General features: G+C 43.9%; 22 protein-coding genes. 7 read left to right on the forward strand and 15 right to left on the reverse strand.

Translation table 11 applies throughout. The features are described 5' to 3' along the window. Position 1 precedes the first annotated feature (1 nt). Positions 2–478: an organic hydroperoxide resistance protein gene (locus ACTJKG_RS18915; RefSeq protein WP_440740128.1), complete on the forward strand. Its 477-nt coding sequence runs from the start codon at positions 2–4 to the stop codon at positions 476–478. A 74-nt stretch (positions 479–552) separates the two neighbouring features. Here ACTJKG_RS18915 and ACTJKG_RS18920 read toward each other — a convergent pair whose 3' ends face one another. The 8 genes from ACTJKG_RS18920 to ACTJKG_RS18955 form a co-directional block, all read right to left on the reverse strand. Beyond that, positions 553–1,233 carry a metal-dependent hydrolase gene (locus tag ACTJKG_RS18920; protein WP_440740129.1) on the reverse strand — a complete coding sequence of 227 codons (681 nt, stop codon included), beginning with the start codon at positions 1,231–1,233 and terminating at the stop codon, positions 553–555. 29 nt (positions 1,234–1,262) lie between these two features. Further along, entirely contained in the window at positions 1,263–1,688 is a 426-nt protein-coding gene (locus ACTJKG_RS18925; protein ID WP_440740130.1) for a hypothetical protein, read from the reverse strand. 74 nt (positions 1,689–1,762) lie between these two features. Further along, on the reverse strand, positions 1,763–1,942 hold the full coding sequence (locus ACTJKG_RS18930) for a hypothetical protein (protein WP_440740131.1): 180 nt from the start codon (positions 1,940–1,942) through the stop codon (positions 1,763–1,765). After that, the gene (locus ACTJKG_RS18935; RefSeq protein ID WP_440740132.1) at positions 1,939–2,748 is read right to left on the reverse strand and encodes a DUF1223 domain-containing protein; all 810 of its coding nucleotides are present in this window, start codon (positions 2,746–2,748) and stop codon (positions 1,939–1,941) included. The genes ACTJKG_RS18930 and ACTJKG_RS18935 overlap by 4 nt, the downstream gene beginning before the upstream one ends. Before the next feature lie 135 nt (positions 2,749–2,883). Next, positions 2,884–3,645, reverse strand: coding sequence for a LytR/AlgR family response regulator transcription factor (locus ACTJKG_RS18940; RefSeq protein WP_172337189.1), 762 nt, complete (start codon positions 3,643–3,645; stop codon positions 2,884–2,886). Continuing rightward, on the reverse strand, positions 3,626–4,648 hold the full coding sequence (locus ACTJKG_RS18945; RefSeq protein WP_172337188.1) for a sensor histidine kinase: 1,023 nt from the start codon (positions 4,646–4,648) through the stop codon (positions 3,626–3,628). Before ACTJKG_RS18945 ends, ACTJKG_RS18940 begins: the two co-directional genes overlap by 20 nt. A gap of 197 nt (positions 4,649–4,845) precedes the next feature. Further along, the gene (locus tag ACTJKG_RS18950) at positions 4,846–5,748 is read right to left on the reverse strand and encodes a hypothetical protein (protein WP_440740133.1); all 903 of its coding nucleotides are present in this window, start codon (positions 5,746–5,748) and stop codon (positions 4,846–4,848) included. Between the two features lie 25 nt (positions 5,749–5,773). Further along, complete coding sequence (locus ACTJKG_RS18955; protein WP_172337186.1) at positions 5,774–6,175, reverse strand: OsmC family protein; 402 nt, start codon at positions 6,173–6,175, stop codon at positions 5,774–5,776. Between the two features lie 256 nt (positions 6,176–6,431). On the opposite strand from ACTJKG_RS18955, the gene ACTJKG_RS18960 reads away from it, so the two are divergent. Beyond that, positions 6,432–6,917 carry a hypothetical protein gene (locus ACTJKG_RS18960; RefSeq protein ID WP_440740134.1) on the forward strand — a complete coding sequence of 162 codons (486 nt, stop codon included), beginning with the start codon at positions 6,432–6,434 and terminating at the stop codon, positions 6,915–6,917. Positions 6,918–7,023: 106 nt separating this feature from the next. On the opposite strand, the gene ACTJKG_RS18965 is transcribed toward ACTJKG_RS18960, so the two are convergent. The 3 genes from ACTJKG_RS18965 to ACTJKG_RS18975 all read right to left on the reverse strand — a co-directional run bounded on the left by ACTJKG_RS18965 (position 7,024) and on the right by ACTJKG_RS18975 (position 10,144). Then, complete coding sequence (locus ACTJKG_RS18965; protein WP_172337184.1) at positions 7,024–7,974, reverse strand: alpha/beta hydrolase; 951 nt, start codon at positions 7,972–7,974, stop codon at positions 7,024–7,026. Between the two features lie 18 nt (positions 7,975–7,992). After that, the gene (locus ACTJKG_RS18970) at positions 7,993–8,805 is read right to left on the reverse strand and encodes an alpha/beta hydrolase (protein ID WP_440740135.1); all 813 of its coding nucleotides are present in this window, start codon (positions 8,803–8,805) and stop codon (positions 7,993–7,995) included. A gap of 94 nt (positions 8,806–8,899) precedes the next feature. After that, positions 8,900–10,144, reverse strand: coding sequence for a Na+/H+ antiporter (locus tag ACTJKG_RS18975; protein ID WP_440740136.1), 1,245 nt, complete (start codon positions 10,142–10,144; stop codon positions 8,900–8,902). Positions 10,145–10,350: 206 nt separating this feature from the next. Here ACTJKG_RS18975 and ACTJKG_RS18980 point away from each other — a divergent pair, with 206 nt between their 5' ends. The 5 genes from ACTJKG_RS18980 (at position 10,351) to ACTJKG_RS19000 (ending at position 18,060) form a co-directional block, all read left to right on the forward strand. Continuing rightward, complete coding sequence (locus ACTJKG_RS18980) at positions 10,351–11,031, forward strand: response regulator transcription factor (RefSeq protein WP_440740137.1); 681 nt, start codon at positions 10,351–10,353, stop codon at positions 11,029–11,031. 6 nt (positions 11,032–11,037) lie between these two features. Beyond that, positions 11,038–12,402 (forward strand): HAMP domain-containing sensor histidine kinase, encoded by a 1,365-nt coding sequence (locus ACTJKG_RS18985; protein WP_172337180.1) that lies wholly within the window; start codon positions 11,038–11,040, stop codon positions 12,400–12,402. A 119-nt stretch (positions 12,403–12,521) separates the two neighbouring features. Continuing rightward, the gene (locus ACTJKG_RS18990) at positions 12,522–13,748 is read left to right on the forward strand and encodes a TolC family protein (protein ID WP_440740138.1); all 1,227 of its coding nucleotides are present in this window, start codon (positions 12,522–12,524) and stop codon (positions 13,746–13,748) included. A gap of 22 nt (positions 13,749–13,770) precedes the next feature. Then, positions 13,771–14,874, forward strand: coding sequence for an efflux RND transporter periplasmic adaptor subunit (locus tag ACTJKG_RS18995; RefSeq protein ID WP_172337178.1), 1,104 nt, complete (start codon positions 13,771–13,773; stop codon positions 14,872–14,874). A gap of 24 nt (positions 14,875–14,898) precedes the next feature. Continuing rightward, positions 14,899–18,060, forward strand: coding sequence for an efflux RND transporter permease subunit (locus ACTJKG_RS19000; protein ID WP_440740139.1), 3,162 nt, complete (start codon positions 14,899–14,901; stop codon positions 18,058–18,060). 365 nt (positions 18,061–18,425) lie between these two features. Here the strand turns inward: ACTJKG_RS19000 and ACTJKG_RS19005 are convergent, their stop codons facing one another. The 4 genes from ACTJKG_RS19005 to ACTJKG_RS19020 form a co-directional block, all read right to left on the reverse strand. After that, positions 18,426–20,471 carry a CBM96 family carbohydrate-binding protein gene (locus ACTJKG_RS19005; protein ID WP_172337176.1) on the reverse strand — a complete coding sequence of 682 codons (2,046 nt, stop codon included), beginning with the start codon at positions 20,469–20,471 and terminating at the stop codon, positions 18,426–18,428. A 362-nt stretch (positions 20,472–20,833) separates the two neighbouring features. Then, entirely contained in the window at positions 20,834–21,526 is a 693-nt protein-coding gene (locus ACTJKG_RS19010) for a DUF2461 domain-containing protein (protein ID WP_440740140.1), read from the reverse strand. Between the two features lie 126 nt (positions 21,527–21,652). Continuing rightward, the gene (locus ACTJKG_RS19015; protein ID WP_440740141.1) at positions 21,653–22,597 is read right to left on the reverse strand and encodes a DUF4397 domain-containing protein; all 945 of its coding nucleotides are present in this window, start codon (positions 22,595–22,597) and stop codon (positions 21,653–21,655) included. A 10-nt stretch (positions 22,598–22,607) separates the two neighbouring features. Then, complete coding sequence (locus ACTJKG_RS19020) at positions 22,608–24,197, reverse strand: SusD/RagB family nutrient-binding outer membrane lipoprotein (RefSeq protein WP_172337173.1); 1,590 nt, start codon at positions 24,195–24,197, stop codon at positions 22,608–22,610. Positions 24,198–24,199: the final 2 nt, after the last annotated feature.

A 24,199-nucleotide genomic window follows, 5' to 3' on the forward strand; every position in this document is an offset into this window, starting at 1 on the left:
AATGGAAACCAACAGAATAGATTCACCAGTGAATTCAATCAAAGTCATCGAAGATATTACTGATAACAAAATCGAAAAAGTATTATACACCGCCAAAGTACGTACCACTGGTGCCCGTGAAGGTTTTTCGCGCAGCAACGATGGTCGTTTAGATATCAGGCATGCTACTCCAGGTACGTCAGCTCCGGGTACTAATCCAGAGCAATTATTCGCTGCCGGCTGGTCAGCATGTTTTGAAGGAGCTATGGGTATTGCAGCCGCCAAAATGAGAGTAACCCTTCCTGAAGAACTGGCAATCGATGCAGAAGTAGATCTGGGGATTACTTCAGGAGCCTACTTCTTACAAGCCCGTCTTAATGTAAGTTTACCAGGTTTAGATCGTGAAGCAGCACAAGCTTTGATCGAAGCTGCTCACCAAACCTGTCCGTATTCGAAACTAACCAAAGGTAATATCAACGTGGTGATTAACCTGGTTTAATAACCCTTTCTACAATAGAAAGCCTGCCCGATTATTTCGGGCAGGCTTTTTTATGGGTAAACTTTGGGTCTGTTTTAGATATCAACAGTTTCACCTATGGCTGGCAGGAACAGCTCTATACCTGCGGCTTTGAATTGTTTAACCGCCCCGGCTTTATCAATCTTAATAAAGCCAAACGTATCATAATGAGCGCCTAATACTTTATTGGTTTTAACAAACTGAGCAGCTTCAATGGCTTCTTCTATGCCCATGGTTAAGGCATCGCCTATCGGGAAAACAGCAAAGTCGAGTTCGGCCCATTTAGGGATCAGCGTCATATCTAAAGTAAGACCGGTATCACCGCTGTAATAAAAATTACCTTCTTCGGTTTTGAAAACAAAGCCGCAAGCCACACCGGCATAAGTTCCATCGGGCAAACTGCTGGAGTGTTGAGCTATAACTGATTTGGCTGTACCAAAATCAAAAACAACCTTACCGCCCGGATTTAAGGGGTGCAGATTTTTTACACCCTGTTTGCCGAAATAGGAGTACAGCTCCCATATACCCACCACGGTGGCACCCGTACGATTGGCAATAGCCACTACATCCTGTATATGATCAAAGTGACCATGAGATACAAAAATGTAATCAGCCGGTATAGTATCAATATCGATGTCTTTGGCTAATTCATTTCCGGTTATAAATGGGTCAAATAAAATGTGTTTGCCACCTGCAAATACCGAGAAGCTGGAGTGGCCGTAATACGTAATTTTCATAGGGCTTTTTTTATGTAATATTAATTAATTTAAAGTAATGATCCTGGTGCCGACGGAGGTAAAAATCGGCTATAATCATAAGTGATAAAAGCGCGTTTGATAGCTGTTTCGTCTATCTGAAACAAGCCTCGCATCATCTTTTGAACAAACAAAATGTTTTTTTGTGGAGATGAAGCTCCGGGTGTAAATGCTTTTTCGAAATTAGCCGGTAGGGGTACTTCACGGATAGTATTTTTGCTGGTGTAAAGGTTTGAAGAGCTGAAATTAGGTGTTGGCTTAAACATATCCGCATAGCCTATGTGAGGCGAATATAGGTGCAAGCCAGATCGTATGTTGGTGCTAAAAGTCACCGCCTCTTCTGTGCATTTCAGTTCCCGTGCAGAGCCGTATTGTGTCTGGGCATGAGCACCAATCCCCAGGAACGATGCTATGGCTATTAAGAGTAGTTTTTTCATGGATAAGACGTTTTACTTTACCGTTTATATAAAAATACCAGCCCTCTTTGGAAAGGCTGGTATGGGTTTATTTATCAATGTAGCTGATGTTCATCGGTAGGATGTTTGCTCTTTTGCTTCTTTCCCGAAACGCTGATCATGGCACAATCCTGCGGGTTATTTTCAAATGGCGCCCTCGCGAGCAACGACATAGAAAATAATGATATGATCCCGACTAATAATCTACTTTGTTTATACTTTCCGTGGCTGTTCATAATACATTAGTTTTAACGTTGCTATTGCTGTTTGGGTTGGCCCGGGTGGCAGATAAAACTTCGCCGGTAGTGCTGTTCTGTATAAAACCAACTACCTCCCAGTTTTGTGCATTATAACCTTGTGGAACTTTAATATAGCTGGTGCCTTTAGTTTGATTTAAGTTAACGGTTTGCAATTCGCGAACTATCTGTGCGTGGGCTAAGGTGCGGCCGCTGTTTTCGCCGGCTGCTACTTTACTAATGGCCGATTTTTGTACCAAAGCTATCAATAGCTGGTCTGTTGCCGAACCGCCGGTTACCTGGTAGTTAACAGCCAGCTTATCTTTATCCTGCTGAACCTGTAATACCACACCTACCGAAGCAGTGCCTGCCAGGGCGCCCGAAATAGCATCACGAAGGGCCGGCTCGTCAGATCCAATACATTCGGCCTGGCCATTGATCACAACTTGTGGAGTGTAAATTTGTGGCTTGTTAAGCCATTGGCCGTAAGCCACCTGCCGTTTGGAAAATTCGGCCTTGCTGAACACATCCTTCCAGCCTAAACGGTTCCAGTAGTCAACGTGATAAGCCAGTACATAAATAGGTTTATCCTTTGATTCCTTTTGAATTTTGGCCAACAGATCATCCGCTGCCGGACAGCTGGAGCAGCCCTCGGATGTAAACAGTTCCAGCAAGGCAAATCCTTTTCCGATAGCCGGATGATTATCTTTTTTTGGAGAAGCCGTGGTTGGATCTATCAATGAGGTTGCTACCACTAAGGATGCTATCGCACCTGCGCAAAGAGCTAAGATTTTAAGAGTTTTCATATCTTCTGATTTTTTTAATTACTCAAAAGTATTCTCCTAACAGGTGCTTATTTAGTGCAAAAAGGCTCAGTTAGTCATAATCCCCGGCCGACCGGACATTTGTGAACGCCAAAATATTGGTGCTACCAGTGTTGATTACCTGTTCTCAAGCCAGTTTAAAAAAACAGGCGCTTTCTCTTTATTGATCAGCAATTTCTCGGGCGTAGGAATGGTAAGTTTTACAAATAGTTTGCGCATAAAATAATGCTCCACCTCTTTTATCGCGTTAAAATTTACGATATACTGCCTGTTTAGCCTGAAGAATTGTACGGGTGATAATAGGCTGATCACCTGATCGAGTGATTGGTTCAGGGAATACTCCTGCTGATCAAAACACATGATGGATGTAGCCTCGTTACGGATATAAAAGAAAGCGATGCTATCGGTTGATACCGTGGTGTATTTATTATGCTTAAATACCAGGAAACTCTTCTTACCGGCAGGCGGAGCAATTTGCGACAACAGGTTACCCAAATCGGGCATAATGCTTTGCTGGAAAAAATTCTTGAGCTCATCCACTTTTTTAAAAGCATCGGCTATGTCGGTTTTTGAAAATGGTTTCAATACATAGTCTACACTATTGGCCTTAAATGCCTCCAGCGAATACTCATCAAACGCGGTACAAAAAATAATGGGACTGGTAATTTTAACTGATTTAAAAATCTCAAAACACAAGCCGTCAGAAAGCTGAATATCCATGAATATCAGGTCGGGCTGCTTGTTCTCGGTCAGGTATTTTACCGAGCTTTCGATGCTTTGCAGTTGTGCTATTACTTTTGCCTGCGGCCTAACTTCGGCTATCATGTTTTCGAGTGAACGGGCCGCTTTTAATTCGTCTTCAATGATGATAATGTTCATGTATTACCGGGAGTTTTATTTTGAATATTTTATTGTCATTAATGATTTCGATCTTTTTGTCAAGCAGGTGACTATAGCGCAGGCTGATGTTTTTTAGCCCCACACCTAATGATGATTCCTCATTTCTTTTCGGCTGCATCTGATTTTCCATCACCAGGCTATCGTTCTCCTCATAAAATTGGATATGCAGCGGGCGCTCTAACGATACAACGTTATGTTTAATACAATTTTCTATCAGTAGCTGTAAAGTAAATGGGGGGATAAGCGTACCTAAATATTTCTCGCTGATGGTATTGGTGAAAGTAAAGCCATCCTCAAACCGGGCCTTTAGTAAGAAATTATAAGCTTCAACTATTTCCAGTTCTTCTGATAGATGTATCAAATCCAGCTTACGGCTTTCCAGTGTAAAGCGATAAAAATTGGACAGTTTCAGAATAAAATCCACCGAATTTTTATCATTAGTTTCAACCATGGCCTTCAGGGTATTTAAGCTGTTGAACAGGAAATGAGGGTTGATTTGCTGTTTCAATAATTCATACTGCGCGCCCAAATTATCGGCCTTAGTACGTTCCAGTTCAATATTAACCTGTTGGTTGTTGTAGTTTTGATACATAAGATGGATGAACATGTAAAACACCAGGTTAATGAGTATACCCCTCACTTCAACCATCAGCATTACCGGCCCAAAATTAATGTGCGATAATATGAGTTGCTGTATGGAAGCCAAAGCCAGCATAACCCCAATACCAATCAGTAAACTACTCATGAGCCGGTAATAAGAAAAGCTTCTGTTTGAGCGATAGGTGGTGGGATTGCCGCGTAGTGTATAGATATTATAGTACCACACAAAAAGGGCAAATAAACCAGTAATAGCCGAGTTTACAGCAGCTTCTGCCGGGTTAAAATGGCGTTCGGCAATTTGCGGGACTGAGGATAATAAACCCAGAAAGATTGAACTGACCCATATGATCGCAGGAGATATTTTGAAGTTTGAATTTTTCATTTAAAATAAGTTCTTATACGGGGATGCAGATGGTCATAGCGCAAAGATAAGTTTAATTCTGACCGACTTGTTAACGAACACCATCCCTTCATTAACCCGCTTATATTACTAAGCTACAGCCCAAAGTGAATGCCGCTGATCTGTTTGTGGCTGAGTTAGACATTTTACATCTTCAACCGGACAATCATCACCGCGAATCAATAAGACAAACTTTTAAACGCACAAAGCTGATATGGGTCATTCGCTTCGCCCTTTATACAACTCAGCCAATTTTGTTTTGCTACTGTTTCTGAACAAGGGCCATAAGTAAAGACCCGGATCGTCCGGCCCTGGGATTCTTTTTGCAATATCTCCATTACGGTTTGTAAGATACTTCCTTCAAAAGGGGTATATAGGAAGAATACCGTACCTCGTGAATAATCTGCCAGCCGGGCATCTGTGTTGATGAATTCAACTTTGGATAAATTGAGCTGAGAGGCACAAGTATTCGCGTAATTACAATAAGCTGGTTCATATTCAACGCCTTTGGTTGGAGTTCCGCTGATGAGGTTTACCAGTATCGGCACCTGTCCCAGGCCCGATCCCAGATCGAAAAATACATCATCCCGTCTCAACACCGCCAATTCTGCTAACTCAAATATGATCCTGGTGGGTGTTTTTTGATAAAAAACCATTTCCGGCTTGCGCTCCATGGTTGCTTCGGGAATGACCTGGTCAGATAAGAGTCCGTTGATAAAATCATCCAGGCTGTCATAACCGATCTTATCCGGGTCATTAGCATAATCATATCCACAATATTGGCCTATCATTTCCTTGAAAGATGCGCCGTTGTAAACACCCGTTCTGATCTTTTCTCTGAGCCGAATAAACATGTCATTGTCTATTTTTTCCAGATCAAATTTTATCTTTTCTGCCCGTTGTTGTAGTATAATTAATTCTTCGTTTTGTTCAAGGTTTTGTAGCAGCCCTTCGATCCGGTCAATGATATGGAAATCAAGAAAGTCGATAGCATTTGCCCGATTAGTAAAATTAATTTCCTGGTAGATTGTTTCGTCTTCTTCTATCGCTTGTATATCGGTTTGTATTTCTGTTATAAACATAGTTAATCCCGTGTCCAATATGATGTTACCACCCAAAATTGATGGTTTTTTTCAGATCCGGGTGCAAACTTATAGCCACAGGGCAGGTCGCCGTCGCCAGTTCAAGGATCTTTTTTTCCTGATCGGTATACTCCATCGGGAATTTAAAATCAAGGATGATCTCTGCCACCCTGCGCGGGTTGGGCGCCATCACTTTAGAAACATCGCATTTGGTATTATCCATATTGATACCGTGCGAACGTGCCGCCAAAGCCATAACGGTTAAAATACATCCGGCTAATGATTCGGCAAGCAGGTCTGTTGGCGAAAAGCCTTCACCTTTGCCATGATTATCAGTTGGCGCATCGGTAATCAATTTAGAGCCCGATTGCAGATGGATTGCTTCAGTTTTTAAATCACCAATATACGTTGTTGAAATAGTTGCCATACGGTTAATAATTTATTATGAGTGAAGTTAGTGCTTTTTAAAATGCGATTTAAAAAGGTTTGATCAACTACCTAAAAACTGGTATAAATAATTCCAAAAATACTGGTATTTATATTAAAGGGTTTATGAGATAGTTTTGTATAGTAATTAATGATGTGTAAGATATCCCTATAACCTTAACGCATCTGAGGGGGCTATTTGAAGCTACCACCATCTATCAAATAATCTATACATGCATTAACCAAATCAATCCGTCATGAAAAATCTTATCGGTTTAATTTTGCTCTTCGTACTTGTGGGAGCATCAACAGTAAAAGCACAAGGCATTATCGACAAAGCGAATAGTTTACTTAACAAAGCAGATAACGCGTCGAATACTGCCAGCCGGGCCGGGGGCACCAGCGACAAAGTTTTAGGGCTATTTAAAAAGAAAAAGAAAGTTGATGCAACTGCACCCGCACCTGCTAATGCGCTTTCAGGATATAAAACTGTTATTACTATTAAAGGTATCACCATGGAAAACCTTAGAAAACTGAATACCAATGTAAAAGCCTGCGCCGGGGTTGATAGCACCAAAATGAAATTTAGCGGTACCGGTTCCATTATTTTAGTGGCTCATGCCAAAGGTAGTACAGAAGATCTGTTAACTGCCCTCGAGAAAACTTCCAAAACCATATTTACTGACAAGAATATAGAAGGTATGGAAGATGGGAAAATTGATATTGCCATCACTAAACCGTAAGCGATTGACCTTGCCGGGATGTAAATAATAGGGGTATTTTTATTTGTCGGTTTTTTAAAAAAAAGCTCTGCTTGTTGCAGAGCTTTTTGCTTTGATAACTTTTAGGTTACTGGTATATTCCTGTCTTTTTGAGCCAGGCTTTAAAGTATTTTGGCCATTCCTGCTCAGGAGAACCGGGGGCACCCATACCCCAGCCATGCCCACCGGTTGGGAAGACGTGTATTTCGGCAGGTATCTGATGATCTTGCAATGCCACGTACATTAAACGACTATTCTGCACATTGGAGATAGGATCATCCTCTGCCTGGGCCAGGAAGGTTGGTGGTGTTTTCTGGGTAACATGCAGTTGCACCGAGTAGCGTTTTTGAGCTTCTCTGTCGGGGTGTTTGCCTATAATCTCTTTTTCAGAATGGGTATGATCATATGGCGGCAACATGGTTATTACCGGGTAAAGCAGGGCGGCAAAGTCGGGACGGGCGGGTACAAGATCGGTTTTGTCAACAGGGGTATAGAATGGTTTATCAAACGTTGTTGCAGTCATCCCGGCAAGGTGGCCGCCTGCCGAAAAGCCCATGATGCCGATACGGTGTGCATCATATCCGTATTTTTTTGATAAACTCCTGATGATGCGCATGGCCCTTTGCCCGTCCTGAAAAGGCACATTGGCATTAGTCCAGCCTTCGCCGGGTAAACGGTAGATGAGCTCAAATGCGGTAATACCTTCAGACTGTAGCCAATTGGCAGCCGGGGCACTTTCTTGCCCCACTTCTATGTGCGCGTAACCACCACCGCTGATTACTAATATGGCTATGCCATTGGGATGATCAGGTCGATGAACAATTAACCTGGGTGCGGAAATATTGGTATAAGAACCTTTCGCGCTTACGTTTTCAGAACCTTGCGGACCCGGGCCATCCGGAGGCGTACCCCGCCAAAGCGGGATCTCTTCTGCTTGGGCAACACTTTGCGCAATGGCAATATTTTTGTTAAACAGCAATAATATTGCAGCAAAAGCACCTATAAAAAGAGATATTTTGGGTTTTATATGCTTATTCATTGTTAAAAAACGCGGTAATTATTTCTTTTTGGTCGATTGCGTAGCAGCCTCGATGATTAATTTGGCTACATCCTCGGGATGCGATTCAAATACGGAGTGACTGGCGCCTGCTATCTCCACCGTGTGGCTGTGCGCCCGTTTGGCATACATGCGTTCCAGGTCGGGATTGATGATCCTGTCAGATTTAGCTACCATATACCAGCTTGGTTTTACCTTCCAGGCGGGGTTTGCTATAATAGCATGAAACACAATGTCGGCTGTAGGCATCTGTGAGTTGGCCATAAACTCCGCTTGTTCTTTTGGAAGATCTGCCGAAAAATCAGCATAAAATTTAGCGGGATCGATATAGTCAAAACCATCCGAGCCTTTTTGAAGCGATTTATAGGCCGAAGGATAAAGCTTGCCATTACCCGCTTCGCTTTCTCCGCTATCGGGCGCATGAGCGGCAATGTATACCAATCCTGCAACCTTAGGATCAATGCCGGCGGTGGTAATAATGGCTCCGCCATAACTGTGGGCCACTAAAATACAAGGTCCGTTTTGTTGATCGATAATTCTTTTAACGGCAGCAACATCGCCCTCAAATGTGGTTAATGGCTGCTGCACAACGGTTACGTGATAGCCCTTTTTAACCAGTATATTATAAACAGGTTTCCACCCCGATCCATCTACAAAGGCACCGTGTACAAGAACTATGTTTTTAATGTTTTGGCTATTGCTGATAGATGGAGGTAAAATGGTTGATTTATTTATAGTATGGGCATCTGCATTTGAACCAAAAAATATACTGAAAGTTAAGGCTGCTATGCCGAGTTTAAGGGAGGTTTTCATAGGGGTTTTATTAAATATGATGTATAAGGCAGACGGGTAGCTTAAAGAATTGTTATCTAATTTAAGCTTTATGATGGTAAGATGATAAATTAATTTAATCGGTTTTTAGTCGTTTTACGATCCAGGGCAAGGTAAGGCCCTGGCCTATCAGCGTAAACAGTACTACTACCACCGAGATGAAGATGATGGCATGACGCTCCGGAAAAGGGCTGCTATCGGCCAAAGTTGCGGGCAAACCAATAGCTATGGCCAGCGATACAATGCCACGCATACCCGACCAGCTAATGATCAAGCTGTTCTTCATATCCAACAGGGCGTCCTCCGTTATTTTGCCTTTACCTTTTTGAAAGGCGCGCCGCAAATTTATCCGTTGTAAAAACACACGCGCCATGCGCAGCAGCAAAGCAATTACGGTGATGATAAAAGCATAGCCTATGTAAGGCAATACCTGGCTGCTTTTAATGCTTTTGATCACATAAGGGAACTGCAGACCTATCAAAATAAAGATCAGCCCGTTCAGTAAAAAAATGATAATATCCCAGATTGATTTGGATTGTTTTTTCAAGGTATCAGGGAATACTTTGCTGCTGAAACGCGCTATACTTAAACCCAGTATCACTACCGCTATAACGCCCGAAACGTGCAGATCTTCGGCAACCAGGTAGGTTACAAAGGGCATCAGCAGCATAAAACTGATGGTTACTAAGCTGTTGGTATGTACCCGTTTAATAATAAAGGCCAGGATTTTGCCCATCACCACACCTACAACAAACCCTCCTGCCATCAGCATAATAAACTGGAGCGAAGCTTTCCAGAATACAAAGGCGGTACCGGTTACCGCGGCAACGGCAAAACGATAGGCTACCAATGCCGAGGCATCATTCACCAGGCTTTCACCCTCTAGTATAGTATTGGTATTGTGTGTAAGTCCTAAACCTTTGGTGATGCTCATAGCGGCAACCGCATCTGTAGCCGAAAGCACGGCACCGAGTACAAACGAAAGCGGCCAGGTCATCCCAGGTATCATATAATGAGCAGTAACCGCGATACCGCAGGTGGTAATAAACACCAGCCCAATGGCTAAAGTACCTATGGTACTGCTGTTGGTTTTAAACGTTTGGAATGAGATATTGAATGCTGCGTCATACAGCAATGGCGGTAAAAATATCAGGAAAACAATCTCGGGGTTCAGTTCTATATCCGGTATCTGGGGAGTAAAGCCGACAGCGATACCAGCAACGATGAGCAATACGGGATAGGGCAGCTTGATCTTATCGGCAATGGCCGATAAGCCGATCATCACTGCCAGAATAAAAATAACAATAGTGTAGTTTTCCATAAAAGACTTTAATTCGTTAAGAGCGTTATATAAACCGCTCCAAAGGCTTTTTGTAAATGTAAATAATAAATTTATCAGCTTCCCAAAAGATAAAAACGCCCGGTCATCAGGTATGTAAACCAAAAAATCATGCAAACTTCATTTATAATATGATTCTTTGATTAAAAATTCTTATCCGGTAGTTCGTTAATATTGAGGTGTTTAAAATGGGAAATGTTTTTTTAGTGGAGGATGAAAGCAAGGTAGCCGCCTTTGTTTCAAAGGGGCTGGAAGAGAACGGATATCATGTCACTGTAGCGGGCGAAGGCGCATCGGCCAAAAAAATTATCGATACAGACGGTTTTGATATCATCATCCTGGATGTGATGCTGCCCGATATGAGCGGCATTGAACTGTGCCGCCAGTTCAGAAAAGCGGGTGTCAATATTCCCATTTTGATTTTAACCGCGCTGGATAATGTAAACAACAAAGTAAAAGGTTTACAGGCCGGCGCGGATGATTACCTGGTAAAGCCCTTCCATTTTAGCGAGTTACTGGCCCGTATGGAGGCCCTGATGCGCCGGTTTAAACGGTCGCAAACCGATGAGCAGGTGATCTCCCTCGGCGACCTGAACCTGGATACCTGGAGCAAAACCGCGGAGCGTGCGGGGGTGCAGATCACTTTAACCGCCAAAGAATATACCCTGCTTGAACTGTTTATGCGCCATCCCAACAAAACACTTTCGCGGGAATATATTGCCGAAAAAGTGTGGAGCATTGAATTTGATACCGGCACCAATTTTATAGATGTGTATGTAAACTACCTGCGCAAAAAAATAGAAAAGGGCTTTAGCAGCAAACTAATTTATACCATTATTGGCATGGGCTATATCATGAAAGATGCTTAACCGCTTATGAAGATAAAAAACAGACTCGCGCTCCATTTTTCTTTAATTACCGCAGGGTTATTGCTGGTTATACTGGCAGTCATCTATTCTATATTTTACAACCTTTTTAAGAACGATTTTTACGGGCATTTAAAAGACAGGGCCAAAGTAGCTGCCCAGCTTTATTTTGAGGCTGATGAAATATCAACCGATTCATTAAACCATGTACGCGAACGCTATCTGGCCAAATTACCCGGTGAAATACTGGGCATGTACGATGAGCATGATAAATCTTTTATCGGCGGAGCGCATCAGTATTGGTCGGCCGGGGTTATTGATAATATCCGTAAAAAGAAGTTTGTGCAGTTTACGGAAGGCAAGTGGCAAACGGTTGGTATTTATTATAATGACAACCAGGGCAATTTTGTTATCCTGGTTTCGGCTTTTGACGAGCTGAATTATAACCGTCTGATCAAAATGGCGCAGATCATGCTGGTTTCTTTTTTAGTTATCAATGGCTTATTGTTCTTCCTGGGCCGGTGGTTTGCGCAGCGCTCGTTGGCTCCAATTGATGGTTTGATCGCACAGATGAACCGTATCACGGTTAATAATTTGCATTTAAGGGTTGAAGAGGGTAAAGGGAAAGACGAGATAACAGCTCTGGCTCGCTATTTTAACCGCTTGCTGGAACACCTGCAAAACGCCTTTGAATTGCAGCAAGCTTTTGTAACCAACGCCTCACATGAATTAAGAACACCTGTTACCAGCACCGTTGGCGAAATAGAGGTTGCCTTAACCCGACCACGAACACCCGAAGAATATCAAAAAACACTGCGCTCTGTTTTAACCGATTCTGAAAGGCTCAATGAAACCATAACCAGCCTGGTGGAGCTGGCCCAAACCGATATGCAGTACACCCAGGCCAAACGCGAGCCGGTAATGATAGATGAGTTGATATGGGATCTGCACGATTACTGGAAAAAGCAAAAAGATGCCGGGAAACTGATCCTCGAAATAGCCAAACTCCCCGAAGAAGCCGAGCGCCTGCGGGTTTATGCCAACAAGGCCCTGCTTACCATCGCTTTTAATAATTTAATTGGTAACGCTTTTAAATTCTCCAACAATCAGCCGGTGGTATGTAACCTGTATGCCGACCAGGAGATGATCAGTATCAAAATTCGGGACTCAGGCATAGGTATACCCGCTGGAGATCTGCAGGAAATATTCACTTCGTTTTACCGCAGCCCTAATGGCCGCTCGTTCCAGGGCAGTGGCATAGGTTTGTACGTTACCCAAAAGATCATTCACTTATTTAATGGGATCATATTGGTAGAATCTGAGAAAGATAAGGGCGCCACTTTTACCATTAAATTCCGGCCATCGGCAATCTAATGCCATTCTAATGTTGCTTTAATGTGGCTCTAATTTAGGGGGGATAGCTTTGTGCAAACAAATATACTATGCACCCCAAATTTGTTATCGTTCTTTTCTATTCAATTCAACTATGGTGTATGGCTACCGGGACCCGCGCTTATGCGCAGGGCCCCGGTAACGATACATTACGAATGAATGTAAAAGATGCCGAAAAAGAATTTTTAAACAAAAACCTCACCTTATTAGCTGGGCGCTATAATATCGACATAGCTAGCGCGCAGGTAATTACAGCAAGGCTGTTCCCCAACCCCGATTTTAACTTCGCCAATGGTATTCATAACGATACTCATGATGCCTACCGGAATCAGTCATTAGGTCTTTCTCAGTTATTTATTACCGCGGGCAAGCGCAATAAAAATATACAACTGGCCAAAATCAGCGTCGACCAGGCCCGGTACCAGTTTTTTGACCTGATCAGAACCCTGAGATTCACCCTCCGGAGCGATTTTTATACCATATATTATCAACAGCAATCTGCCCAGGTTTATAACGAGGAGATCAGCTCACTGGCCCGTATACTGGTGGTATTTAAGGAGCAATACGCTAAAGGCAACATTGCCCAGAAAGAGGTACTGCGCATACAATCACAGCTATACGCGCTGCAAACAGAATACAATAACCTCATTGTGGGTATCGATACTACCGAAAACGAACTAAAGATGCTCATCAAAGCATCACCCAGCACCTATATTATGCCCCTGGCCGATCAGGAGGATGCTCAAGAATCCGTTACCACAAAGCCCTACAAGCAGCTGCTTGATTCGGCTTACGCTAACCGTTACGACTTAAAAAACGCAAAATCCATTGTTGATTATAATACTGTTAATCTGGCGCTTCAAAAAGCCAGTGCCATCCCCGACGTATCCTTTTCGGTAAGTTATGACAAATTCGGGGCTTTCAATAATAATTATATAGCTGGCGGTGTCGAATTTAATCTGCCATTTTTTAACCGTAACCAAGGTGGTATAAAACAGGCCCGTATAGCTATAGATCAAAGCAAGGTGCAATTGCAAAGTCAGCAGGATCAGCTCGAAATGGATCTGGCAACAACCTATAAAGGGGCTTTGCGATTGGAGAATCTTTACAACGGTTTTGACCCGCAGTTTAAGCACGATTTTACGCACTTGATACAGGAGGTGTTTAAAAACTACCAGAAAAGAAATATCGGTTTACTGGAGTTTCTTGATTTTTATGACTCCTACAAAAACAACCTGCTGCAGCTTAATGCCCTGCAGCTCAATAAAGTCACCTCGCTCGAACAGTTGAATTTTATTACCGGCACCCCCTTTTTTAATCAACAATAAAATACCCTTAACAGGATAATTCATGAAAAGATCAACCCCTATTAATCCATTGATTTTTGCGGCAGCAGTAATGTTGCTGCTTAATCTTTTTGCTTGTAACCCCAATGAAAATAAAGAGCAAGTAAGGGTGCCCTATACTGTTCCGGATTCCTTAATGAAAACGCTGGTTATTGATACCGTGAAAATAACCAATATTACGTACGCCATTAAGTTTAATGGCGCGGTTGATTTCAACACTGATAAGGTTGTTAACCTGTTCCCCCTCATCAGCGGGACCTTACAGGATATCAATGTGATGCAGGGCGACCAGGTAAAAGCCGGGCAGGTTTTGGGCGTTATTAAAAGTGCCGAGGTTGCTAACTATAACGCGGCCCTTATCAATGCCGAAACCAATGTGCGTTTAACCGCCAAACAGCTCGATCAGCAAAGGGATCTGTTTAAAAGCGGACTGGCATCAAAGGTGGATATTACCAGTGCCGAGGTTAATTATGAACAGGCCATCGCGGCCCGTACGGCGGCGCAACGTATCCTGCGTATCAATGGCAATAATCCAAATGGCGAGTATGTGATCAAATCGCCTATTGATGGTTTTATCGTGCAGAAAAATGTAACCAACAGCATATCCATCCGCACAGATAACAGCGCGCCGATGTTCACCATATCCAACCTGAAAAAAATATGGGTGGAGGCTAATGTGTATGAAGAAAATATAGGCAAGGTGCACGAGGGCGACGAGGCCGAGGTAAGTACCATATCATACCCTGATAAGGTTTTCAAAGGCAAGGTAGATAAGCTGATGAATGTGCTCGATCCCAATAGCAAAGTAATGAAGATGAAGGTGGTGTTGGACAATCCCAATTTTATGCTTAAACCGCAGATGTTTGCCACCGTAACGGTAAATAATACCGAGAATGAGCAGGCAATAGCCGTATCAAGCAGCGACCTTATTTTTGACCACAGCCAATACTATGTGATCATTCTGAAAGGCCCTAAAGATGTACAGATAAGACCGGTAGAAGTATCCAGCATCAACGGAAAGCTGGCGTATATCAAAAGCGGGGTATCCAAAGGCGACAGGCTGATAGGTTCGCAGGCGGTCTTGATCTATGGGTCGTTAAACAACTAATTATTTATCCTTAATTAAAAGCAGATGACTAAACTACTTAAGGGAATAATTGGATTCTCGTTAAAAAATAAGTACCTGGTACTTTCGCTTGCCGGTTTGCTGATTGTTAGCGGGATAATCACCTTTATCCAGATGCCTATTGAAGCGTTTCCGGATGTAACCAATACCGAAATAGATATCATTACCCAGTGGCCTGGCCGCAGCGCCGAGGAGGTGGAAAAACTGGTAACCATCCCTATTGAAATAGCTTTGAACCCGGTGCAGAAAAAAGTAAGTCTGCGCTCCAGCACCATATTTGGGCTGAGCTATGTGAAAGTGATATTTGACGATAATGTTAAAGACGCCGAGGCGCGGCAGCAGGTAATGAACCTGTTAAATAATGCCGCTTTGCCTAATGGCATTACGCCATCCGTACAGCCGCCTGTTGCGCCTACCGGCGAAATTTTCAGGTATACGCTTAAAAGCTCGGTGCGGGATGTAAGGGAGCTCAAAACTATACAGGATTGGGTGATCGACCGGCGTTTGCGGGCCATCCCCGGCATTGGCGACATTAACAGTTTTGGCGGTAAAACCAAAACTTACGAGATAACGGTTAATCCCGAAAAGCTGGCAACCCTGAATATTACCCCCCTGGATGTATTTACGGCTGTGCAGAAAACCAATATCAACGTGGGTGGTGATATGATCATCCAAAACAACCAGGCGTTTGCCGTGCGGGGTATAGGTTTGCTGAATGATATCCACGAGATCAGGAACATTGTTATCAGTAATAATAACGGCGTGCCCGTACTGGTAAAAGATGTAGCCAATGTAGAGATCTCCAACCTGCCCCGCCTGGGTTGGGTAGGCCGCAGCGATGCGATCATAGACAAAGAGGGCAGAAGAACTGTTGTGGACGATACCGACGCCGTAGAGGCCATTATTGTGATGCGGAAAGGCGAAAACCCTACCGAGGTAGTAACCGCTTTAAAAAAAGAGGTAGATAAGCTGAACAATGATGTGCTGCCCGCTGATACCAAAATTATCCCGTATTACGATCGTACCAATCTGATAGATTATGCCACGCATACCGTATTGCATAATTTGATTGAGGGTATTGTTTTGGTAACGCTGCTGGTATCGCTGTTTATGTTTAACTGGCGCACTACGCTTATTGTGTCTATTATTATTCCGCTGGCTTTATTGTTTGCTTTTATTTGTTTGCACCTCATGGGCATGTCAGCCAACTTGCTTTCGTTAGGGGCGGTGGACTTTGGGATCATTATAGATGGCGCGGTGGTAATGGTGGAGGGGATGTTTGTATTCCTGGATCACAAGGCGGTAATGCTGGGCATGGACCGGTTTAACAAGATCGCCAAAATGGGGATGATCAAGAATAATGGCGCCGTGTTGGGTAAGGCTATTTTCTTTGCCAAGCTCATTATCATCACTGGCCTGCTACCCATTTTTGCCTTTCAGAAGGTAGAGGGGAAACTGTTTTCGCCATTGGCCTATACGCTGGGTTTTGCGCTTATCGGCGCTTTGATCACCACGCTGACATTAGTGCCTGTGCTGATCAAATTACTGCTCAATAAAAACGTTCACGAAAAGCATAATCCATTTGTACATCATCTTACCGCCTTTATGCTGAATGGCTTTGTACGATCATTTAAACGGAAAGAAGTGGTGGTGACAGTATCGCTGATTGCGATGGCTATCGGGCTGTTCTCCTTTAAGTTTTTAGGGAGCGAGTTTTTGCCGGAGCTGGATGAAGGGGCTATATGGCTCAGGGTGCAGTTGCCCTATAGCGTATCGCTCGATCAATCTGTAGAAACATCTAAACAGGTACGTAAAATACTGATGACCTTTCCGCAGGTTAAATATGCCGTATCGCAAACCGGCAGGCCGGATAACGGTACCGATGTAGCCGGTTTTTATAATAATGAGTTCGACGTGCTGATGTACCCTGAGGAGGATTGGAAACCGAAACTCACCAAAGAGGAACTCATTAACCAGATGAACGTGAAACTGGCCAAACTGCCCGGTGTCGACCTGAACTTTTCGCAGCCTATCAGTGATAACGTGGAAGAGGCCGTGTCAGGCGTAAAAGGCTCCATAGTAGTAAAAGTTTATGGTGACTCGCTGAATTATATGGAATCAAAAGTAAACGACGTATACCGCATATTGAAAGACGTAAGAGGTATCGAGGACCTGGGTGTACTGAAAAGCATTGGTTTGCCCGAGCTCGATATCCAGTTGGATCAGCAAAAAATGGCCCAGTACGGCGTAGCCACTGCCGATGCCAATTCCGTAATTTCCATGGCCATTGGCGGGCAGGCGGCGTCAACCTTGTATGAAGGCGTGCGCACCTTTGATATCCGCATCCGTTTTCCGGAAGCTTTCAGACGAACCCCCGCCGATATCGGGAACCTGTTGGTACCCACCCAAAGCGGGGCCAAGGTGGCTATTAAACAAATTGCCGATATCTCGCAAAAAACAGGTCCGTGTTTAATTTTCAGGGATGAGAATGAGCGCTATGCCACATTGAAATTTTCGGTACGCGGCCGGGATATGGGCAGCACCATTGCCGAGGCGCAACAAAAGGTTAATGCCAAAGTGAAACTGAAACGGGGCTACCACATGGCCTGGCAGGGCGATTTTGAAAACCAGCAACGCGCTCAGAAACGTTTGGCTGAAGTAGTGCCCATTAGTTTAGCGCTCATCTTTTTACTGCTCTTTATTATGTTTGGTAATGTAAAAGATGCCGCCCTGGTATTTTTAAATGTGCCCTTTGCTATTGTGGGGGGCATACTGGCGCTGCATATTACCGGCACCAACTTTAGCATATCGGCAGGTATAGGTTTTATCGCGCTGTTTGGGATTTGTATACAGGATGGGGTGTTGCTCATCACTATATTTAAACATAACCTGGAGGAGCTGAAAGGCGACAGTGTTACGCTATATACCGCCATCAAGCTGGGCGTAAACTCCCGCATCCGGCCAGTAATGATGACCGCGCTGATGGCAGCTATAGGTTTATTCCCTGCAGCTATTTCGCATGGCATCGGGTCCGAAAGTTCCAGACCATTGGCCCGTGTGGTTATCGGAGGGATACTATGCGCCATGATGTTTAGCCTTTGGGTTTTCCCGCTCATTTTTGGCTGGGCATACCGCAAAGTTGATGCGTCTACCAAGAATGTGAGATAGGAAACGGAATGGATTAAATTCGATTAATGTAAACGCATTACATAATAATCATCTATAGAGCTTCTGAAAAGGCAGGGCTGTCACTCTGAGCATCGTCGCAGAGTCGAGCGCAGAGGCCTGCCCACCATGCTTCGACGGAGCTCAGCATGACAGCCTTTTTATGTAAATGTTTAATCATGGGTTTTTACCATCAAAAGTGGGTTTACACTGTAAACCCACTTTTGATGGTAAAATAAATTTAATTAATTGAAAGTCAAATAATTAAATAAATGTAAACCGTAAAAAGTGTAAACCATGTAAACCCACTTTTTATGAAAAAAATCCCGGGTAAAAGCCCGGGATTTTTTCTTTGAATGCCTCTTGCATTAATAGGTAACAGTCAAAGTCGGCTGGTTACCAGATGCCTCCCGGCTGTTGAGGGTGATATCATTGGTTGAACTATTGGCCCCATTGTTTTTTAATAAGAACGAGACGATGCGGTCCGGGTTTCCCAATTGCGTGTTGATGGCGTTCTTAACATCCAGGGCATAAGTACCAACACCGGTTACTACTATCTGGCCTATATAAGTAGTGTCTGTTGGGGCATTGTTCCAGTTGATGGATGTTTCGCCCCAGTTTTCGGTTTGGGTAGTATATACCGAAATGGTACGCGTAGGGGCCGTATTGACGCCATTAACATATAAGCTCAATGTAGCCGTCTGCACGCTTGATGCCGATATGGAACTAAGATCAAATTTCTCATAAGCCCTCCGGGCGTAGCCTACCGCGTCTGCTTTAACAACTGTATAAGTTAGCGTACCAAAGTTGGTTGTGGCATAGCTTCCATCACGTACATAGGCATCGGCGGTGGCATTCAGGGTGTTTGTTGTGCCTGTGGATGGGTGCTGATAAAAGCCTATATCCGGCGCTCCTGCAGGTAAAGTAGTACCATAATAATCAATACCGCCATTGCTGCCCATAACTACTCCCATGTTTAAACAAGGCGAAGTTGATTGCAGTTTAAAATTGGTGGTAGCGCCCGAAGCGGCACTCACAAATTTGGGATCTGAATAAACACTACCCGTCATGGTTCCTGTTGCCGGGCCGTTAACCGAAGTCATGGATTGCGGATAAAAACAATTGTTGCGGAAAAGGCAGTTAGCGCTTGTTCCGTTTTGTGAAAACTTGGCTACCGTACCGGTACAATAAACAATGTTGTTGCTGAACTCGGTGGTATTGCTGGTGTTGTTAAAATCGTTATAAAATAGCTGCGCCACATTGCCGGTTATAAAAAATGTGTTGTTGTAAATTTTAATATTGGTATGGCTTCCGGGGTCGTAGAAAAATAATCTAACTCCGTCTCCAATGTCATTTACACTGATATTATAACGTACGGTTACATTACTGATGCCGTGCATAAAGAGCATAAAGCCCCTTTTATTATCGTGTGTATAATTGTATTCAAAAATATCCCCGTTCACACCCAGATCCGCGTCAAAAGGCTCACCATCATTGACACCACCGCCTGTGATTCCTGATATTTCGTTGTAGGCTACTAAGGTGCCCACGCTGTTGGATGTCCACATACCCGCGTAGTTGTAGGTATTGGTATTATAGCATAAATTGCGGCCAATGTTCCTGGTAATAGCCGAATTGGTATTGACCCCGTTTAATACAATGCCATCGCCATAAACATTCTCTATCAAATTACTATCAATCAGGATGTGAGAGCAGGTTCCACCCGTATTCCGGATACCCTCTACAGTTACATCTTTTACGTGGCAGCCTTTGATGAGCACCTCGCTGTTATTCCCGCCAACTATTATTCCTCCGGTTCCTTTGTTAAACAGGGTTGTGTTTGATTCGGTGGTATAAGAATTAACGTCATGCACAAAACAATTCAGAATTTGCACATTGGTAAAAGCGGTGGAAGTTGCGGTTTTGATATGAATGCCATATAACCTGGATGTACCACCTGCAGCCTGCTTGTTGGTAACCTCTAAATTTTTTATTTGCCAGTAAGATTGACCGATCAATTTTACCGCCCCGGTTGTATCTGCCCCCGAACCGTTAATCACAGGTTTGCTACCTGTTCCGTACATATCAATAATAATAGGACTCCCGGTACTGCCAGATCCTTTTGGCAAAAGCTGTCCGCTCCAGGTACCTCCGGCTTTAAACAGGATCTGGTCGCCGGGTAAAAAGGTTTGGGCGTTTACTTTACCGATGCTTTGCCAGGCGGTAGTGGTACTTTGGCCGTTGTTGCTGTCACTACCAGCCGGGTCGACATAATAAGTTGTGCCGACGGAGTGGGTGCCCTTTGCCAGGTTTTTTGAAGCACCTGTATTTACTGGCATTCGGTTGATGGATTTGTTGCAGGATGCAAATAGTGCAATTGCCAGTATAGGCAATAGGGTGAATGTTTTTCTCATTTTGATGGTTTTGGTTAAATAATTGGTTACGGGCAGTTAGGCGCACTGACCATAACAAAGCTCGGCGCTTTGAGAAAAAACAAGGGGTAAAATCCTGAAGTAATAGGGGGAGTATTATAAAGGCGATAAATCCTTGTGAATTATGAATTTAGGAGAGAAGATTAAAAAGGAATATCCATAAGTGAAGGAAGGCTACTCCGTAGGAGTAAAAGCTTTGTAGCAAATGATGGAAAAATATTAGCATGCCGTAGGTATGCTACCCGAGTACAGTACCTACGGCACTGAAATTAAGGTTAGCTTTTTTCTACAAAGGTTGAACCCGATGGGGGTTGCTTAGGCCGAAAGATTATATCTGATTTGAATTACCCAAGCAACGATCCATTCACATCAGTAGAAAGTACCTCGCTCATATAATCCAGAAATGGGCGCATCGCTTTAAATGTGCTGTTTGCCTGGTCAACAAAATGTGGGTCTAAAACCTCGGCATCTGTAAAGCGTTTGATCAGCAGGAATTGTTTGTATCGTAACAGGTCAATAGCCTCATGATCTGCATCAAAACCTTTTGGAGTTGTTTTCAACTGCTCACCTTTCAGGGTTTCAAAGGTTGCAATAAAAGCAGGGTCATTCAATATGGCTCTGAGCGGTGCAGGGTCAAAAGCGATATCTTCTCTGATCAGTTTCAGATCCTGCGGATTGGGCCCAAAGAAGCCACCGCCAACAAAATTATTACCCTGCTCTAAATGAAAATAGTATCCTCCCCGGCGAAATTTGGTGGCACGTTTAAAACTACCCGACCAGTGTGTTTTGTAAGGCGTTTTATCCGTCGAAAAGCGGGTATCCCGATAAATGCGATATATGCTTTTTTTGCCCGAAAGAGTTTCTATTACGTCATGCGTGTTCATTTGCTGCAACAGGATCTCGGCAAAAGCATGCAGGTGTTGCTGCTCCTTTTCAAAGTCGGCTTTATGTAGATTGAACCACTCGCGATTGTTGTTTAATTTCAACGCGTTTAAAAAATCAAAGCTTGATTGCGGTATCTGTGGTACTTGTTTCATAGGATATAGCTGCTTCTGAAAATGAAGAAACCCGGGTGCAAATATACCAGGGCCAACAAAAGCAATGTCATCCCAATAACAAAAAAGCCCCGAAATGTTTTCGGGGCTTTTGATAAACTGTTAACCTTACTTGGTGGTAAAATAACTAATACCCGGCGGGTTATAATATATTTCGGGTAACAGACTGTTGGGGTCTGATGGTTTGGTTGGCCTGGCTGCGGCTTTTAAAGTAATTCCGGTAGTACCAACCACATAATCGGCATACAGGCCGTTGGCCATAATGGTATAGTACCTACCTGGTGCCATGTTAATGGCTTTGGTAATTGCCCCCACTTTGGTAGTTGAGCCGGCAAGGTACAATTGAAAGGTGTAGCCTGTAGTGCCTATGGCATTAGCATCTATCGGTATAAAATTGGTTAGTGTGTTGGCCGCGATACCGGCAAACGGCGTTAATGTAGTCGCTGCGCTTGCCCCTGAGGCTGTATAAACACCCGTAACATCCAGCGGAGGACTGTTGGGTATAAAGTTACCGAACCTTACGTAGATCTTGGTCATATCGGCTGAAGGGAATTTGTCCTCAACGAACAACGCAGTGGGCTTATCTGGGTACCCTATGGTGAAAAGCGAATAAGTACCTCTTTCAGCAAGCGATTGCGTTACGCTGGCAACCGTAGTATTGGGCGCTGCGGTTTGTGGGCTCACCAGTGTCGGCACTGGGGTTGAAGTTGCAATTTTAATAGTTGCATTGCCGGTAGCCACCAATGCGTAATTAACAGATGTACCACCCGGGTAAAGACTACCGAATTGAACTGCCGTGTTAAAAGCCGATGGATAAGTGATACCCGTGATAACCGAGGTAGGTTTCAAATTATCTGTCAAGCCCACGTTTTGCTGTGGGTTTATCTTTTTGTCGTTCACATACTCGTCAACGGCAGGCAAACCGGGGATGGCTTGCACGTATTTGAGTTGTGCACCCGTTGCCGGTTGGGATATCTGGGTGATGGTATTTTTTTTACAACCTGTTATTATGATCAAAAACAGGCATGTAATGATATAAAAGTTCCTTTTCATAATGTTTTAATTAGGGTAAAATAAACCATGGTTTCTTGGTGTGATAATCGGGGTCAAGGGCACCGAACGTCTTGAGCGCCGGTACATTCCAGATATACTCTGAATTATAACGCGGCCTTACCACGTAAACCTGCTTGCCCGCGTTATCGGGGTAAAGCGTGCCCGGTTTGCTAAAGCCCTGGAAAATATTGGTATCATAATTATAACGGCGCTCATCGGCCCAGGCTTCTAATGCACCCCATACATACAACGAGATAAATTTTTGCTGCATGATATCGGCCAGGGTTAAGGTACCCGCGCTTTGTTTAACGCATGGCCCGCTCATGTAGGCAGCGATGTCGTTAGCGGATATGGCTTGCTTGTTCCCGGTGAGTGAAGTTGCCTGCGGCGGATTACTTACAAAGTCCAGACTGGCCTTTACCCCATTAATATAAGCGGAATACGCACCTGAAAGATCGCCCTTTTTAAATAAAGCTTCAGCTTTGAAAAACTGTACCTCACCATAGGTCATCAAAACACCGCGTGAATTATCATTATAAATGTATCGTTGCGAATTTGGTGCGGCGGTAGGGCTAGCTGTTACGCTGGCATTGGCAAAAAGATTAGGTATTCCTGTATTGGCATCGGTTGCATTAGGGTCGCCATTGGTGCCTATAACGCCGCGGTATACTTTATCCTTGCTTTGCGATATCAGTTGTTTAATACGCGGATCTAAAGTAGTATCCTGGGTTGCGGAGCCAGTAAAAATGCGGCCATCCAGCAGGCGTACAATAAAATCAGATTGCCTGAATGATCCTAAATTGCTCCTTGTTGGCCCCCAAAAATTGGAATCACCAGATTGCGAACCTTTGCACTCCACACTGGCATTGTCTGCATTGCTCACGAACGAACTATCAGCGTATTTTTTTACGTTATCGGCATTAAAGGTGGCTTTATTGCTTTGGTGCAGTGCGTTCTGGGCCAGTATGGCATAAATAAATTTGATCCATTTGTTGCGGTCACCATAGTACATATAATCGCCTTTGGCCAGTATAGGCGATATGGCCTGGTTATCGGTTTTAATGGCCAGGTTCATGTAATTTAAAGCCAGCTGGCAATTCTTCACTACTTCGGCGTAAACAACGGATCCATCATCATAATCAAAGGTAAGGCGTGTAGGGTCGAAAGCTTCTTTTACGATCATGTGGTCATACAAGTCGCCGCCGGTTTGCCATCCCCAGGCACGTAGTGCGTAGCCAACTGCCACATAATCCCATTTCTTTTTAGGGATAGCATCCTGCCATAACAGGGTGATGTTTTGGCCCAGGCTAAAATAAACCGTGCGCCACATCTCGCCGTTGGAGTCAGACGCGGGCAGATAGCCTTCTTCGTCCCAAACATTGTTGGCCGTGGCCGAGCCCCATATCTGGGCATATTGGCCTATGTAGCGGCTATCATACCAAACACCGCGTGCCATACCCGCTTGTATGGGCGGCAACAAGGCCGAAGCATCCGCAGAAACCGGCGCGTTGGGGTTGGTATTTACATCAATATATTTTTTACAACTGCTTGCCGAAAACAGCACAAGCATTGTCAATATGGAATATTTAAAACTTTTCATGT

The sequence above is a fragment of the Mucilaginibacter sp. 22184 genome (assembly GCF_052045695.1).
Lineage (GTDB): Bacteria > Bacteroidota > Bacteroidia > Sphingobacteriales > Sphingobacteriaceae > Mucilaginibacter.